This window comes from Prochlorococcus marinus CUG1433 (genome assembly GCA_017644425.1).
Taxonomy (GTDB): domain Bacteria; phylum Cyanobacteriota; class Cyanobacteriia; order PCC-6307; family Cyanobiaceae; genus Prochlorococcus_A; species Prochlorococcus_A marinus_U.
Genome location: JAEPLN010000001.1, coordinates 1,313,515 through 1,330,080, shown reverse-complemented (window position 1 = coordinate 1,330,080; position 16,566 = coordinate 1,313,515). Strand labels below are relative to the sequence as shown.

Genomic DNA, 16,566 nt, shown 5'->3' with positions numbered 1-16,566 from the left:
ATTTTTAGTAACTTTCAAAAATTTAAGTGAAAGAAGTCTTTATTAGTTTTGCAGTTTTTGTTTTTTGTGTTTCATTAACTCTTTTCAGTCAATTTAATTCACCACAAGTTGTTAATGCTGCTGAATCAGAAACTCAGTCAGTTCAAAAAACACCTGTTGCAAAATCATCAAATCTCTCAAATAATAATTTATTTGAACTAGACCCATCAGATCCAAATCCTATACTTTTCGCTATGGCAGAAGAAACAACATCAGAAAACAATTCAAGGACTACAGAAAGTGGTCTAATTATTGCAGATATGGTAAACGGGGAAGGTGATGAGGCTAGTGCAGGGCAAACAGTTACTGTAAATTACACAGGGACTTTAGAAGACGGGACACAATTTGATACCAGTATCGGAAGAGCTCCATTCAGCTTTCCCTTGGGTGCTGGACGAGTAATAAAAGGTTGGGATGAAGGTGTAGCAGGCATGAAAGTTGGAGGCAAGAGAAAATTAACGATACCTCCTGAACTTGGATACGGATCAAGAGGAGCTGGAAATGTAATACCTGCTAATGCGACTTTAATATTTGAAGTTGAATTATTAAAAGTCAATTAAATTAGGTAAGAAAAATATCTAAGGCTTTTCAATTTAGTTAATCTCCAAGTAATATATATACAACACCAAATATTTGAAATGTTAAGTAAATTCCTCAATTCTTTTCTAGATAAAAAATCCCCAATGACAGTCGATGCTCACTGCGATGGTCCTTGTGGTGTTTACGACCCAGCATCTACGAGAGTTGCAGCTGAAGCAGTTTTATCAATGACAAAAAAACTTATTGCTTTAGAAGCTCCTTCTAGCACTAATTCAGCAGAGTGGGCTACATACAGTAATACATTTTCTAGATATGTTGCAGTTAAAGAAGAGCAAGCAAAAGAAACAAAGAAAGAGATTCTAATTTTGTGGACAGATTACTTTAAACCAGTTCACTTAGAAACTTATCCAGACTTACATGAAACCATTTGGAAGGCGGCTAAATTATGCAGTGCATGCAAAGTTGGTATTGACTTAGCTCAAGCTGAAGAACTCATGAGTTATGTAGAAAAAATTCATAATATTTTCTGGGCTTCAAAAGGAAGATCAGACGCTTTTGTAAAAGCAAGTTAATCAGTATTATCTTCAAAAATTTTTTTGATTTTATTTTATTTTTTTTAGGTTTAAGAAAAACCGCCATAATAAGTGGTGAATCGATGTTTCCTTACCTTAAAGATGGTGATATTGTATTTTTTAAAAAATATGTAAAAAATAAATCAATACTAAAAAATCGACAAATAGTTATTTTTAATCATCCACTTAAAAATAAAAACCTAATAAAAAGGATAAATTCAGTAAATCAAAATAATATTGAGGTTATTGGTGACAATATTGAATTTAGCGAAGATAGTAATAAATTTGGATTAATCAATAACGAAAAAATAATTGGGATTGTCACCTCCAGATTAATTATTCCTAAATTAAAAAATTTTTTAATTCAAAAAAACAGAAGCACTTCTTTGAATCCAAAATAATCCCAAAGCAAAGGAAATGCCTCCTGCTAAAGCTATTAATCTTTTAATAAATTTTTGACTTGCTTGAAAGGTGGTAAAAGATATTAAACAAGTAAAAAGATTCATACTTATTAGTGAACCAATCAAATATGAAATCAAATATAAGCAAGCGCTTGTTAAAGGTAGTGCTAAGGCAGGAAGAACTGCAAGAAAATGTGAACCTCCAGCTATACCGTGTAGCAAGCCTAAACCAGTTAGAGCATGTGAGTGCTTATCATTATTATTTTGTTCCTTGACATGAAAGTGAAAGTGACGATGAGCAATTCCATTCTCATGCTTATGGGAATGCGAGTGGATACTTAATTGAAAAGAATTTTTAATAGCAAATACCCCAACAATTAGAAGAGAAATTCCAACTAGGAATTCGGCAATATTAGAAAATTTGTTTAATGGCGTAATATCCTTAATAAAAATCGCTAGAAAAGCTAACAAGAGGATACCTGAAGAGTGTCCTAAGCCCCATGAAAGACTATTTTTAAGAGCTTTTTGGGGATTATTAATCGCTGCTGGTGCCATCGCAATTAGATGATCAGCGCCACTAACTACATGCACAAATCCTGCAACTATACCTGTTAAAATTACAGCCTGCATATATATTCAGTACAACTTTATTTATTCAATTTTATAGCACGATTTGAAGTCAATATTAAATTGAGTTAAATAATTTCTTGAACGATTTTTCAATATCAGTTTCTCTCATAAAAGTTTCGCCAATTAATACTCCCTTGATTCCAATAGATCTAAGCGATTCTAAATCTTCGGCACAATTAATTCCAGATTCACTTATGGGAATAATATTTTGTTTTAAAAATATATCTCTATATGTATGCATCAATTCTATTGATGTTTTTAAATCCGTTTTAAAAGTCTTTAAGTCCCTATTATTTATGCCAATCAAATTAAAAGATTTTAAATTTAGAATCCTTTCTAATTCATGAGAGTTATGGACTTCAACAAGAACACTCATCTTTAAATTATCAGCTATTTTCTTTAAATAAATTAAATCGTCATCACTTAAAATTGCAGCGATTAATAATATTGCATCAGCACCAGATACCCTTGCTTTATAAATCTGATAAGCAGAAATAATAAAATCTTTGCAAAGTAGAGGAAGATTAGTTGATCTCCTTACAGTTTCGAGTATTTCATAACTACCTTGAAAAAACCTTTTATCGGTAAGTACTGAGATACATGATGCGCCTAATCTTTCGTAACAAATTGCTATTTTTTCAGGGTTAAAATCTTTTCTAATAACTCCTTTACTTGGACTAGCTTTTTTTATTTCAGCAATAACTCCTGGTTTTATTTTTGACTCCAAAATATTTTTATAAAAATCTTTGGGAGTAGGAAGATTTTCAATCTTTTTGATGAGATCTTCTAAAGAGACTTTTTTTTTAAAGTTCTTAATTTCAATATCCTTGTGCCATACAATTTCTTCCAAAATATTTTTTGCTTGTGCTTCTCTATGAGGTACAGCATATTCTAGATTTTCTACCCTTACAGTTGGATTTGGTGGCCTGCGTCTTATCTCCATTAATTTTAGATATTATTTTATTTGAGAAGCCGCTTGTTTATATGCGACCTCAACTACTTCACTAAGAGTAGGATGAGTATGAACTTCTTTAGATAATTCAATTACATCTTGGTTTCTTGAAATAGCGTTCGAAATTTCTTGAATTAAATCAGCTGCATGTAACCCAAAAATATGAGCACCTAATACTTTCCCATTATCTTTATTGAAAATCAACTTTAGCAATCCATCACTCTCCAATTCAGCCAATGCTTTTGAGTTAGCCTTAAAGAAACTTTTGACAACTCCCAAAGTAAAATTTTCTTTTGCAGATATCTCTTTAGCTTCAGCTTCAGAGAGGCCAACTGAACTTATCTCAGGGTGAGTAAAGGTTGCTGCAGGGATACTTTTATAGTTAATTTCGACATTACTACCGCAAATATTATCAACAGCAATAGTACCCTGCGCTGCAGCTGTGTGGGCAAGCATTAGTTTGCCCGTTACATCTCCAACAGCCCAAATATTAGGTATTATTTCATCACCATTTTTAACTCTCATTTGTTCATCTACAGGAATGAACCCTTTTACTGTTTCGATACCAACCGACTCAAGATTTAAGTTATTACTATTTGGACTTCTGCCAGTTGCAACTAGTACAGCGTCAACTTCTAAAGTTTCTACAACTTCCTTAGATTTTGCATCCGTCAGTTCTATTTTTACAGGGCAGCCAGGTGTTATTTTTGTCGCAAAGACATTTGATTTTGTGTCTATATCTCTTGCTTGAATAAGGTTCTTCTTAGCAATTTTAGTGATGTCTGGATCAAATGTTGGCATGATATTCTCCAAAGCCTCGATCATGGTAACTTCACAACCAAGTGCGGTATAGACATCAGCAAATTCTAGTCCTATATATCCGCTTCCAATAATTGCAATCCATCTTGGAAGCCACTCAAGCTTAACCGCATCATCGCTAGTAAATACAGTCCTATTATCCAAAGTTATTCCACGAGGCACAAAAGGAGAAGAGCCTGTTGCTATAACAATATTCTTACATGTGAAAATTTTATCAATTCCGTTTTTATCTCTTACACCTACTTTTTGATTTCCTTCAATTCTTCCAATGCCCAAAATAATTTCAACTCCACTCCTTTTAAGAGTTTTTGTTAAATTTTCTCTAACATTTAAAACTAAATTATTTGCATGATCTGCAATTTTTGATCTCTCGAACCTTACTGGTGAAGCATGTATACCAAATTTAGCTAAATGTTCATAATTAGCTATTTCTCTAACTTTTCCACTTGCAGCCAAAAGAGCTTTAGATGGAACACAACCCTTGTTAACACAAGTACCTCCCATATCAGAAGATTCTACTATTGCGACTTTCAGTCCCTTACCAGCAGCATGTTTAGCGGCATCAAAACCTCCATATCCTGCTCCTATTACTATTAAATCAAAATCAAAACTTGAATTAGTCACTTTTTATTTATTTATTTAGAGGTGTATGCGACTCTTTTTCGTTCTAGTAATAACGGAACTGCAACACAAGCCACATTCAATGATTCTACAATCTCACTATGCGGAATTGTAATTGTTTCATTAAAAGCTTCTTGAATTTTTTTATGAATGCCTTGTCCTTCATTACCCAAAATTAATGCGGTACGTCTAGACCAATCAACTTCCCAGTAAGGTTTTGGTGGTTTTTTTGAACTCTCATTATGGCTACTAGTAGAGAGAATCCTAAATCCTACATTTGATAATTCAGACAAAGACTTAAGTAAAGAATTTAATATTTCTTCTTCAATTCCATCAAATCTTAAAAATGGCAGATGAAAAACTGCACCTGAAGATGCTCTTAATACCTTTTGGCCTAATGGGTGCGCACCTCCAGCTAAAAAAATTGCATTAACACCCGCAGCTAAAGCGGTTCTAAATAGATTACCCATATTCCCAGGATCTTGAATTCTGTCGAGAACAAGAACAAAATCATCTTTCCTATTAAATTGATAATTAGGTATTGCAGAAATCTCTACTAAAGCTGCTATCCCATCTGGATTAATTGTTGAAATCGCAGATGCAAAGACTTCCTCTGAGACAATATTCATTAATGACTCATGAAATTTTTTGCTTAGATTTTGATTCTTTCTTAGCCATTTTTCGGTAACTAAAATCTTAGAGGGATTTTTTCCAGACTTCAGCAATTCTTCAATGAGATGTGTGCCTTCTATGCAAAAAAAGTCTTGATCTTTTGGAGATGATCCTCTTTTAAATGATCTAAATCTTTTAACTAGATTATTTTTTTTACTAGTTATTTTTAAAAAAGTATTTTCTATGAGTAATTTAAAAAATTGTTATCAACTATATTTTAATTACATAAATATTTTGATCAATTATTTATTAAATTTTTATTTCCCAAGAAATCAAAAAATATATTTTCACTTTTTATTAATATTCATGACGTTACATAGGGTGGACTTAATATTATTAGTTTGTCATGATGAATCTAATAAATTAAGTCTTAATGATTTGCGGAAGCAAAACGAAGTCATATCTTAAATCGCAAAATTTAAAGATTCTTGGCCAAGGCAAGTTAAATGGAATAGTTGAAATAAGTGGTGCGAAGAATTCCGCCTTAGTTTTATTAGCCTCATCATTGCTAACTAATGAAAAAATATTTCTTGAAAATGTACCTTTTCTAACTGATATTGAAAAGATGGGGAATATCTTAAAGAATTTAGGAGTGAATTTAGTTCGTAAAAACAACCAACTAGAAATAGATCCAACAAATATTTCGATTAAAGAACTTCCATATGAACTTGTTAAAGGATTAAGAGCTAGTTTCTTTTGTATAGGTGCACTATTAACTAAATTTGGAGAAGCTCAAGTACCCTTACCAGGTGGATGCAATATTGGTTCAAGGCCAATAGACGAGCACATTAATGGACTAATCGCATTAGGTGCAGACATTATTATTGAAGAAGGAATTGTCAAGGCAAAAACAAGGGGGAACAAAAATAGACTTCATGGCACTCATATTAAATTAAATTGTCCAAGTGTAGGTGCGACTGAAACTTTAATAATGGCAGCATCTTTAGCCAAAGGAAGAACTACTATTGAAAATGCTGCTAGAGAGCCTGAGGTTCAAGATTTATGCCAAATGCTTAATAAAATGGGGGCAAAAATTTATGACTCAGGTAAAGAAACAATTATTATTGATGGTGTTAATAAGCTTGGCGGATGTACCCATAAAGTAATTCCAGACCGAATAGAAGCTGGAACTTTTCTAATAGCTGCTGCTGCAACTTCCTCTTCAATAACAATTTCTCCAGTAATCCCTCATCATCTTGAAGCTGTTACTAACAAGCTTCAAGAGAGTGGGAGTAAAATTACGATTAAAGGTAATTCGATTTCTATCAAGAGTAAAGAGATTAAAGGAGTAGATGTTGAAACAGCTCCTTTCCCAGGCTTTCCTACTGATTTGCAGGCACCATTTACAGCTCTAATGACCATCGCAAACGGTGAATCAAAAATAACTGAAACAATTTTCGAAAACAGAATGAATCATGTTTATTTACTTAATGAAATGGGCGCCCGTATAAAACTCAACAAAAATATAGCTCACATCAAAGGGGTTAAAACAATTAATGGGATGAATCTAGTTGGCTCAGATTTAAGGTCATCAGCTGCATTAATAATTGCAGGAATCATCGCAAAAGGTAGTAGTAAGATCTATGGATTAGAACATTTAGATAGAGGTTATGAAAATTTTGAATTAAAACTAAAAAATTTAGGTGTAAAAATAATTAGAGAGAACAGTAAAAAAACTTTTGATGAAAATGGATATAAAATCAAGTCTAAATCTAAGAATTTCTCAAAGCTCGAAGTAGCTTAGTATGTTACAAAAATATTTTTAAAGAGAGTTGTTTCAAACGTAAGCAATATTGATTAAAGAAATACAACCCAAAAATAATAAAAATAAAACTAAAAAGCGATTCGACCAAATTTTATTTAAACCATTGAATTCGAATTCGTTCATGCCCAAATTCCGCTATGAGATCCGAATGTTGTCAGAATCGTCACTGCAATAAAGAGATAAGGAACAAATTTAAAGGATAATTTTTTTGCTTGAGTTTTAGACATTTGATTTTTCTTTAAATATAACACAATATTACTAATCATGAAGCTATTTCCTTTTAAAAAGGACAATTAAGCTTTTTTTATCACAAAAATGTATCATAAATGCTTAAATATTCTTTTTTTCCTTATTTCTTGTCAGCAAATGCAATAAATAATTCTATGTTTTTATAGAAAAGATTAAGTATTAACAAACATTATCTCGATCACTGTTCATTGAACAAAACAATAGTCAACAAGTTGATTTTTGTTATAATAAAAAAGTTCATTTTTTCAAAAGCCTTGGGAGCGTGGTGGAATTGGTAGACGCACCGCACTCAAAATGCGGCACCTTCGGGTATGTCGGTTCAAGTCCGACCGCTCCCACTTTGATGAATACCTATAGTCGATTCGATATATCTTTCAAAAAAGGAAAAGGTTGTTGGCTATGGGACAAAGCAGGTAAAAAGTATCTTGATGCAGTAGCTGGCATAGCAACTTGTAGTCTCGGACATAGCGACAGAGTTTTAAGAAGAAGATTATCAACTCAACTAAAAAAGATTCAGCACATTTCAAATCTCTACAACATTGAAGAACAAGAACAATTAAGCAGAACTTTAACGAATATGAGTTGTGCTGAAAGCGTCTTCTTCTGCAATAGTGGTGCGGAAGCAAATGAATCAGCAATTAAATTAATTAAAAAATATGGTAATACAACAGATAAAGGTAAAGAATCAATTATTCTCGCAGCAGAATCCAGCTTTCATGGAAGGACCCTTGCAGCCTTGAGTGCCACTGGACAGCCCAAATATCAAAAAGGTTTCGAACCAATGATTCAAGGGTTCAAATTTTTTAAATTTAACAATTTTGATTCGGTAAAAAAATTATTTGAAGAGTGTGAAAATAATGATCAAAAAATTTCCGGCGTTTTAGTTGAACCAATACAAGGAGAAGGCGGCGTAATTCCTGGAAGTAAAATATTTTTTAAAAGCCTGCGAGAAATATGTGATAAATATAATTCTCTTCTCATTTTAGATGAGGTTCAAAGTGGAGTAGGTCGAACTGGGAAAATGTGGGGTTATGAGAATTTAGGAATTGAACCTGATGGATTCACCGTTGCTAAAGGTTTAGGGGGAGGTCATGCAATTGGAGCATTATTGGTAAAAGAAAAAGCCAACATTTTTTCTCCAGGAGATCATGCAAGCACTTTTGGAGGTAACCCATTCGCCTGTAAAGCTGCCCTAACAGTATTAGAAGAGGTAAATAGAAGAAATATTATCAATAATGTTTATTTAAGAGGGGAACAATTAAGTGCTGGGTTTGAAAAATTGTCAAAAAAATTTCCAAATATTATTAGCGGGAAAAGAGGTTTAGGTTTAATACAAGGTCTTGTGATCAATGATGATTATGCTGATGCAAAAAAAATTACATTAAAAGCTTTTGATAAAGGATTACTTGTAGTTCCTGCAGGAGGAAATGTTGTAAGGATTGTCCCACCATTAGTTATATCTCGAAGAGAAATTAATATTCTTTTGGATAAGCTAAATTCAATTTTTGAAGAGTTATAGCAATTAACATTTTGAAAAATGCAAATTTAAAAATTTTTGAATTATTATCTCCTAAATATGAAAGGGATAATATCAATTTAGGTTTATCACGTATTAAAAAAGCACTTCAAGAACTTGGTAATCCTTGCAAGAATATCCCTGCGATACAGATTATTGGAACAAATGGAAAAGGATCAATCGCAGCATATTTAGAAAGTATACTTTTTGAAGCTAAAAGGAATTTCGGTGTAACAACATCTCCTCATCTTTTTGATGTATGCGAGAGGATTAGAGTTAATAAAAAAAATATTAATGAAACTGATTTTGAAAAAATCTATAGATTAATAGAAAAAAATTTTTCAACATTTGAATTAACTCCTTTTGAAAAAATCATTTGCTGCGCACTAAATTTTTTTGACTATAAAAAAGTTGAATTACTCATTCTTGAAGCTGGCTTAGGGGGACGATTAGACGCGACAACAGCCCATAAATGTAGACCAATCATTGCTATTGGGAATATTGGCTTAGACCATAAAGAATTTCTTGGAGATACGATTGAAAAAATTGCCGAAGAAAAATTAGCAGTTATTGAAAAAAACTCAATTGTCATTTCATGCAATCAAAATAGTCAAGTTGAAAATTTAATAACCAAAAAAGTTAAAGAGGTTGGAGCAAAAATTATTTGGAAAGATTCAATTTCAAACAGCTATGAGCTTGGATTAAAAGGAATTTTTCAAAAGCAAAATGCTTCGGTAGCAGTTGGAGCAATTGAAGCGCTTAATTATTTAGGATTTAATATAAAAGAAAAACACATATCTGAAGGTCTTAAAAAGACAACTTGGAACGGAAGGCTTGAAATAATAAATTATTTCAATAAAGAAATTCTTGTAGATTGTGCGCATAATTATCCTGCTGCAAAGGCACTCTCTAATGAGCGAAGCAGATGGGAAAATGAAGATAAAGGAATTTATTGGATTTTAGGTGTCCAAAGACAAAAAGATATTTACGCAATATTAAAAACACTTATAAAGAAAAATGATCGCTTATTACTTGTGCCTGTCCCAAACCAACCTAGTTGGCAATTAAATGATCTCTCTCAGATTAAAGAAATTGACTTTCAAAAAACAATTGAATTTAAAACATTTGAACTTGCCATTGAGTATTTATTTTCCCTAGAACAATGGCCACCTAATCATCCTGTTCTAACAGGTTCTATTTTTTTAGTTGCTGAATTTATTAAATTTGCGAATAAAGAAAAATGTTAAATTTTGAATTGTTCTTTTACTTCCCAACCTTCCAACTTTCCTGGATTTAATAGCCCTTTAGGATCAAATTTTAATTTCGCTTTCACTTGATCTGCATCCACAACTCCAAGACCTCCGCCTTCAACTGTTAAAACATGGGGATTAAAAATAAACGCCCCTAGTTTCTTACAATCTTCCATTATTTCATTTAATTCATCTATCCCATTCCATCTTAATACAGGCAATGCCGCTAATCGCGGTGATCCTTGTTGAGAAACTGCCTCTAAATGCCAAAGAACTTTTCTACCCCATTTTTTTCTCAAAAAATTAATCAATCCTAATTCATTGTTAAGTGGCAAAAGCATCTGTAAATAAGTCCAATTTTTATCCCTAGACCTCATATGTAGAGTTGTATGATTCCATACGACTTCAGAAATTCCATTAACGAGTTTTTCTTCTTCCCCAAGGAGGGTAAATTCAACTTTGAATTTTTTACAAATCAACTCGATCGTTTTTGTTCCCCCAAGAGTAGATTGAATTAATATCTTGTGACTTCTAGATTTACTTTTAAACCATGTTGGCATTTGATCCACAATTTCATCTTCAAGGATTGTTCCTAGTTTCAGATCAATTGCGGCGCTTGTAAGAGTTTTTAATATTTCTATTGTTTTTTCAAATTGAATACAGTCGATAACTATTGAATACCACTTGCGTTTGATATCTGTAGCAAGTAATAAAGAAGTAATTATTCCATTAGTCCCATAAGCATGATTAAGAGGTTCGGATTCTTCAGCATCAAATTTTAATAAATCAGGTTTTTCATTCATAGTCACTGCCTCTAAACCAATAAGATTGCCTGGATCTCTTAAAAATCCCCACCTAATGGACCCAATACCTCCTGACCCGCCTGCAATAAAGCCTCCAATCGTAGCAGTTTTCCAAGTACTAGGAATCAACCTTAATTCCCTTCCATATTTTTCTAATTGTTTATTCAAATCTCCCATGACACATCCAGACTGTGCTTTCACAAAACCTGTATCTGGATCAAATTCTTCTAACTTATTAAAGTGGCTCATCTGCATTACAACTCCTTTAAACAATGGAACAGCTTGTCCATAATTGCCTGTTCCTGAACCCCGTAAAGTAAGAGGGATAGAAAATTCCCAACAAATTTTTGCTACTTTCTTCACTGCGTTAAGATCTCTAGGTCTTACCACCAAATCAGCGATACATTCGTCTAATTTTTCAGTAAGGATTGGAGAATAGTTATAAAAATCTTTTGAAAGTCTTTTTAAGTCGGATTGGCTTTCAATAATATCTAAGTTTTTGACTTCCCTAAATTTGTCTAAAAATTTAAGACTTTTTGATGTCATTAATAAAAATTTCTTGTGTTTTATATATAAATTAATCCATTAGCAATATAAATCGCCTTTTATATATACTTTTCTCTTTAAAGTTGTCGAAAAAACATCTGCCCATCTTTGTGCATCTAAAATTACAAAGTCAGCAGGGCAACCCTTTTTAATTAAACCATCCCATTTTAAATTTAATAATCTGCTTGGAGCTAAAAAAATAGAAGATAGAGTCATTCTCTCCCAGGGATTTAGTTGAAGCATAGGTATCGCGCAAGACAACATATAAAAAGGGTCAAAATTACCAAATGGGTACCAAGGGTCTTGAACATTATCACTACCCAGAGATACATCCACATGTGATTTTTGTAATTGCTTTAATGGCGCAACTGGTCTTTTTAATGATGTAATTTTATTACTTCGATTGAGCAGCCAAAAATTTGTTAGTGGTAAAGCAATAACCTTAATATTTTTCTCAGCCATTTTTTCTCCTAAATTTAAAATCTCTCTATGACTTAAAAAAATAAGACTACTCAAATGACTGCAAGTGATTGGAATACTATTAATTTTTAAATTTTCGATTGTTTCTAATAAGACCTTTATTCCTGCTCCAGGCTCAATAATTGACTCGTCTATATGCAGATCAATTTCTAATTTGTATTTACTCGCAAGAAGAAGCATCTTTGCGAGAAATTTGCTTGTATTTTTTTTGTTGAAAGGGGGTACAATAACACCTCCTAAAATGCCTCCCTTAGAGGAAAATACTTTTGCCAATTCTTCTCCATTAGAAGTATCCCAAAATTCCAATGGAGCTAGAGCAACGAATTGTAAAGTCAACTCAGATGCAAATTTTTTTTGTAATTTAAAAAGATCAATCCAAATATCAATCGATTGACTTTTGTATGTATCTATATGACTTCTAATAGCTCGGTATCCATTTTGTATGGCAAGTTTTAATGATTTTTCAACTCTTTCAAGAACCTTATCTGTAGTTCTAGTTTTATGTTCTTCAAGATTTACTGATAATGCCCCTCTATAGTTTGAGTCCAGATTAGGAAAGTCTGCCCATGTAAATGATTTATCAAAATGCGAATGCGTCTCAACAAATCTTGGGAATAAAATATTTTTTGGTTTTGTAACTTTATTTTCTGAAGGTTTTAACTCAGAAACAAATCCATCCTCCCAACTAATGGAAACTGAACATAAATCCTCTACATCTATAATGAGGTTATCAATATCTTCTATTAAACAAAGGCTTCTAGGAATAAGAACCTCAGCCGTGCCAGAATTATTCAAATTTTTAAATTTTCTTTTATTTTAAACCATAAGAAAAATTTTACTGAATTAGAAAATAATTCAAATTTCGCTAAAAGATAAAATTAACTATGAAAAATTACCCATGAGTTGTTAAATTTATAAATGTGCGGCGGGCGTCGCCAAGTGGTTAAGGCAGCGGCTTGTGGCGCCGCTATTCGGGGGTTCGAATCCCCTCGCTCGCCCCTCAAAAAAATTGCAGCAAAATTATTTAACTTGTAATTTTGAATTAAAGAATCATAGAAAATTCCTAGCAAAGTGCTAACAAAAACAAAACCAGACGAAAAAATTTTTCAAAAGAATTCAACTACTGGCAGTTATTGGATAACCACATTTGGATGCCAAATGAACAAAGCTGATTCTGAGAGAATGGCTGGGACATTAGAGAAAATGGGTTATTCCAAAGCAGATAATGAATTAAATGCTGATTTGGTCTTGTATAATACATGTACTATCAGAGATAATGCGGAGCAAAAAGTTTATAGCTTTCTAGGAAGACAAGCAAAAAGAAAGCACAAAACACCCAGCTTAAAACTTGTTGTAGCAGGTTGCCTTGCTCAGCAAGAGGGAGAGTCCTTATTAAGAAGAGTCCCAGAACTTGATCTAGTTATGGGGCCTCAACACGTAAATAATCTTGAGAATCTTCTGGGGAAAGTTGATTTAGGAAATCAAGTTGCTGCCACAGAAGAAACCTACATATCTGAAGACATAACTAGTGCCAGAAGAGAAAGCTCTATTTGTGGCTGGGTTAATATCATTTATGGATGTAATGAAAAATGTTCATATTGCGTAGTTCCTTCTGTCAGAGGGAAAGAGCAATCAAGATATCCAAATGCGATAAAAAGTGAAATCCAAAAATTAGCTGATGATAATTTTAAAGAAATTACTCTTTTGGGTCAGAACATTGATGCTTATGGTAGAGACCTTCCAGGAACTACAAAAGAGGGTAGAAAAGAGAATACTCTTACTGATCTTTTATATTATATTCATGATGTTAAAGGAATTCGCAGAATAAGATTTGCTACTAGTCATCCAAGATATTTTTCAAAAAGGTTGATTCAAGCTTGTTATGAACTTAATAAAGTATGTGAACATTTCCATATTCCCTTCCAAAGTGGAAATGATGAAATTTTAAAGCAAATGTCCAGAGGATACACTATCAAAAAATATAAAAATATTATCGAGAATATAAGATTATTAATGCCAGATGCCTCAATCACAGCTGACGCTATAGTTGCTTTTCCAGGAGAAACCGAACAACAATTTCAAGATACATTGAGACTAATATCAGATATTGGCTTTGATCAAGTGAATACAGCAGCGTACTCTCCAAGACCAAACACGCCTGCAGCAGTTTGGTCGAATCAGCTTTCGGAAGAGGTGAAAAAAGCCAGATTGCAGGAAATCAATGATTTGGTCGAAAAAACTGCAAGGATTAGAAACCAAAGATATATCAATAATATCGAAAGCGTTTTAATTGAGGGTTTAAATCCAAAAAATTCCTCGCAAATTATGGGTAGAACAAGAACAAATAGATTAACCTTCGTAGAGATTCCCAAAAACATTAACTTTAATTTTTCATTAGGAGATGAGATAGATGTGAGAATAAATGAAGCAAGACCTTTTTCTTTAACAGGAAAACTTTATTTATGATTTTTTTCTAAATGATTGGGGGTAAAAGAAAATGTATTGGGTTAATATTTGGCGGAAATTCCAATGAACATGAAGTATCGATATACTCTGCGAAAACAGTCTATCAAGCATTTAATTCAGAAATAAATCAAGAAAGCTTCACAGTAAAAGCCTTTTACATAAACAAATATGGAGATTGGCTTGATAGTGATCTTTCAGAAGAAATCCTAAATGGCGAAATTAAAAACATCACCACAAAAAAAGAAGAAATCTTTAATCAAAAAAAAATTAACTTCCTAGACGGAATTAACTTTCAAAATATTGATGTCTGGTTTCCTCTCCTGCATGGATTAAATGGTGAAGACGGATCAATTCATGGCTTATTGAAATTTACTAAAAAACCCTTGGTTGGCTGTGGAATTGTAGGCTCTGCTTTAGGAATGGATAAAATAATGATGAAAACAATTTTTTCACATTTTCAACTTCCACAAGTTAATTATCTAGTTTTTCAAAATGAAGATCTCAATGATGTGGAAGTAAAAAATAGATTAATTAATAAGATTTTAAAAAAATTAAATTTTCCAATTTTTGTAAAACCTTCAAACTCAGGATCATCTATTGGGATCTCAAAAGTCAAAAATGAATCAGAAATTTTTCAAGCACTTGAAAAAGCTTGGGAAATAGATCCAAGGATTTTAATAGAGGAAGGTTTAGAGGTAAGAGAGATTGAATGCGGAATAATTGGAAATTCAAAACTCTTGACCTCTGAGCTAGGAGAAGTTAAGTACAAAAGTGATTGGTATGATTACGATTCGAAATATCACTTAAATAATGAGTTAACTATCCCCGCGGAACTAGATTCAAAAATCACCAAAGAAATTAAAGAAATTGCCATTGAAAGTTGTAGAGCACTAAATATTTTTGGTTTTGCAAGAGTAGATTTCTTTTTAGAAAGATCTTCAAATCAAATTTTGTTAAATGAAATAAATACAATACCTGGTTTCACAAAAAACAGTATGTTTCCAATGCTATGGAAAGAATCAGGTTTAAATATTGAACAACTTGTGGCTAAACTAGTAGATATCTCTATAGATTTATAATTCAAATCAAATGTTGCATGGACTTCTTTGGTTACCATTACTATTAATCTTCGTTCTGCTAACTGCATTAGGATGGTTAGAAAGAAGGAGGCAAAATCTTTTTAGGAGTTGGGCAAATGGTTCTGAACTTTGTAAGTTAGATAGTTCAGGTGCTGCATCCTTGAAAGATGGGGAATTAAGATGGAGTGCATTTGAAGCTGGAACATTTGAAGATAAAGATAGTTTCACAATCAAGAAACTAGAGTTAGTTGAATTAATGGCTCTAACTTCAGGAGAGGCTCCTTTAACAAATGAATCACAAGGAAAGTGTAGACTTAGACTTGTAGGAGATGGGAAAGAGATGGATGTGCCCTTTTCAGATGCAGAGAAAGCGAGAGAATGGATGGACCAACTGATGGAAAGAGCTCGATGTGATTTGTGAAAAACCAAAAAAAAATTTATCACTTAAGATTCTTTTTTCTAATTTTATTTTTATTGTCAACAAGCTTAATAAGCCTTAAAACTCTAAAAAAAGTCAATATTGAAGATATTAGAATTTCTGGAAGTACATTTTTTTCGAAGAATGATTTGCTAAATAATTCATCGTTAATATTACCAATTCGATTAATTTTTATTAATACTTATTTTTTAGAAAAAGAGTTAAAAAAAAATTTATCTCTAAAGAATATTTCTGTTAATAGACAATTATCCCCTTTTGGTTTGAAAGTTTTTATTCATACAAGAACTCCTTTAGCTTACGGTGAGAGAATATTAGATAACAAAAAAATATTAGGTTTTATTGATAAAGATGGAATTTTTATCAATAAACCATATGCAGACTTAAAAAATTTCACCAAAATTAAAATAAAGGTTTTTGGATGGAAAGAAAAATTTAAAAAAATAATCTCTGAAATTTTAATAGCCCACGATAATTATGAATTTGAGATAGTTAAAATAACTTTTTCACCAAATGGATTTTTAACTGTTGAAGAAAAAGATTTAAAAAAAATATTACTTGGATTTAATCCAAATTTAATAAACTCTCAATTGAAAATAATCAATAACCTAAAAATTGAATTTAAGGAAAAAAACTTTTTTCAAAAAATAGATAATATTGATCTTACAGATCCAAAAAAACCAAAAATAAAAGTGTTCAAACCCTAATATTTCGGAAAAGATTTTAAAAA

16 protein-coding genes and 2 tRNA genes are annotated in these 16,566 nt (G+C 32.1%); 12 read left to right on the top strand and 6 right to left on the bottom strand.

Annotated features, from left to right (window positions below):
* The first annotated feature begins 26 nt into the window (after positions 1-26).
* From JJ842_07555 to sodX, 3 genes are all read left to right on the top strand, one after another.
* Complete coding sequence (locus JJ842_07555; protein ID MBO6971764.1) at positions 27-599, top strand: FKBP-type peptidyl-prolyl cis-trans isomerase; 573 nt, start codon at positions 27-29, stop codon at positions 597-599.
* Between the two features lie 78 nt (positions 600-677).
* Positions 678-1,151: a superoxide dismutase, Ni gene (sodN, locus tag JJ842_07550; protein MBO6971763.1), complete on the top strand. Its 474-nt coding sequence runs from the start codon at positions 678-680 to the stop codon at positions 1,149-1,151.
* A gap of 8 nt (positions 1,152-1,159) precedes the next feature.
* On the top strand, positions 1,160-1,552 hold the full coding sequence (sodX, locus tag JJ842_07545) for a nickel-type superoxide dismutase maturation protease (protein MBO6971762.1): 393 nt from the start codon (positions 1,160-1,162) through the stop codon (positions 1,550-1,552).
* Here the strand turns inward: sodX and JJ842_07540 are convergent.
* The 4 genes from JJ842_07540 to JJ842_07525 are packed head-to-tail and all read right to left on the bottom strand — an operon-like array spanning position 1,511 to position 5,326.
* Positions 1,511-2,182: a hydantoin utilization protein A gene (locus JJ842_07540; protein MBO6971761.1), complete on the bottom strand. Its 672-nt coding sequence runs from the start codon at positions 2,180-2,182 to the stop codon at positions 1,511-1,513. The two genes, sodX and JJ842_07540, sit on opposite strands and share 42 nt — an antisense overlap.
* Positions 2,183-2,237: 55 nt before the next feature.
* Positions 2,238-3,125, bottom strand: a complete 888-nt coding sequence (gene trpC, locus JJ842_07535) for an indole-3-glycerol phosphate synthase TrpC (protein MBO6971760.1) — start codon at positions 3,123-3,125, stop codon at positions 2,238-2,240.
* Positions 3,126-3,137: 12 nt separating this feature from the next.
* Entirely contained in the window at positions 3,138-4,577 is a 1,440-nt protein-coding gene (gene lpdA, locus JJ842_07530; protein ID MBO6971759.1) for a dihydrolipoyl dehydrogenase, read from the bottom strand.
* 11 nt (positions 4,578-4,588) lie between these two features.
* Entirely contained in the window at positions 4,589-5,326 is a 738-nt protein-coding gene (locus JJ842_07525; GenBank protein MBO6971758.1) for an RNA methyltransferase, read from the bottom strand.
* Between the two features lie 293 nt (positions 5,327-5,619).
* Between JJ842_07525 and murA the strand changes: the two genes are divergently transcribed.
* The 4 genes from murA to JJ842_07505 all read left to right on the top strand — a co-directional run bounded on the left by murA (position 5,620) and on the right by JJ842_07505 (position 10,023).
* Complete coding sequence (gene murA, locus JJ842_07520; protein ID MBO6971757.1) at positions 5,620-6,990, top strand: UDP-N-acetylglucosamine 1-carboxyvinyltransferase; 1,371 nt, start codon at positions 5,620-5,622, stop codon at positions 6,988-6,990.
* Positions 6,991-7,516: 526 nt separating this feature from the next.
* Positions 7,517-7,598: transfer RNA gene (locus JJ842_07515), tRNA-Leu, on the top strand.
* A gap of 5 nt (positions 7,599-7,603) precedes the next feature.
* Positions 7,604-8,779 (top strand): aspartate aminotransferase family protein, encoded by a 1,176-nt coding sequence (locus JJ842_07510; GenBank protein ID MBO6971756.1) that lies wholly within the window; start codon positions 7,604-7,606, stop codon positions 8,777-8,779.
* A gap of 11 nt (positions 8,780-8,790) precedes the next feature.
* A complete protein-coding gene (locus JJ842_07505) occupies positions 8,791-10,023 on the top strand; it encodes a bifunctional folylpolyglutamate synthase/ dihydrofolate synthase (GenBank protein MBO6971755.1) in 1,233 nt (410 codons plus the stop codon).
* On the opposite strand, the gene JJ842_07500 is transcribed toward JJ842_07505, so the two are convergent.
* Positions 10,020-11,375 carry an FAD-binding oxidoreductase gene (locus JJ842_07500; protein MBO6971754.1) on the bottom strand — a complete coding sequence of 452 codons (1,356 nt, stop codon included), beginning with the start codon at positions 11,373-11,375 and terminating at the stop codon, positions 10,020-10,022. The two genes, JJ842_07505 and JJ842_07500, sit on opposite strands and share 4 nt — an antisense overlap.
* A gap of 39 nt (positions 11,376-11,414) precedes the next feature.
* A complete protein-coding gene (locus JJ842_07495; GenBank protein MBO6971753.1) occupies positions 11,415-12,650 on the bottom strand; it encodes an amidohydrolase family protein in 1,236 nt (411 codons plus the stop codon).
* Positions 12,651-12,780: 130 nt separating this feature from the next.
* Here JJ842_07495 and JJ842_07490 point away from each other — a divergent pair.
* The 5 genes from JJ842_07490 (at position 12,781) to JJ842_07470 (ending at position 16,543) form a co-directional block, all read left to right on the top strand.
* Positions 12,781-12,853, top strand: a tRNA-His gene (locus JJ842_07490).
* 73 nt (positions 12,854-12,926) lie between these two features.
* A complete protein-coding gene (gene miaB / locus JJ842_07485; GenBank protein ID MBO6971752.1) occupies positions 12,927-14,321 on the top strand; it encodes a tRNA (N6-isopentenyl adenosine(37)-C2)-methylthiotransferase MiaB in 1,395 nt (464 codons plus the stop codon).
* Positions 14,322-14,332: 11 nt separating this feature from the next.
* The gene (locus JJ842_07480) at positions 14,333-15,400 is read left to right on the top strand and encodes a D-alanine--D-alanine ligase (protein ID MBO6971751.1); all 1,068 of its coding nucleotides are present in this window, start codon (positions 14,333-14,335) and stop codon (positions 15,398-15,400) included.
* 10 nt (positions 15,401-15,410) lie between these two features.
* Complete coding sequence (locus JJ842_07475; GenBank protein MBO6971750.1) at positions 15,411-15,821, top strand: hypothetical protein; 411 nt, start codon at positions 15,411-15,413, stop codon at positions 15,819-15,821.
* On the top strand, positions 15,818-16,543 hold the full coding sequence (locus JJ842_07470) for an FtsQ-type POTRA domain-containing protein (GenBank protein ID MBO6971749.1): 726 nt from the start codon (positions 15,818-15,820) through the stop codon (positions 16,541-16,543). Before JJ842_07475 ends, JJ842_07470 begins: the two co-directional genes overlap by 4 nt.
* The last annotated feature ends 23 nt before the right edge of the window (positions 16,544-16,566 follow it).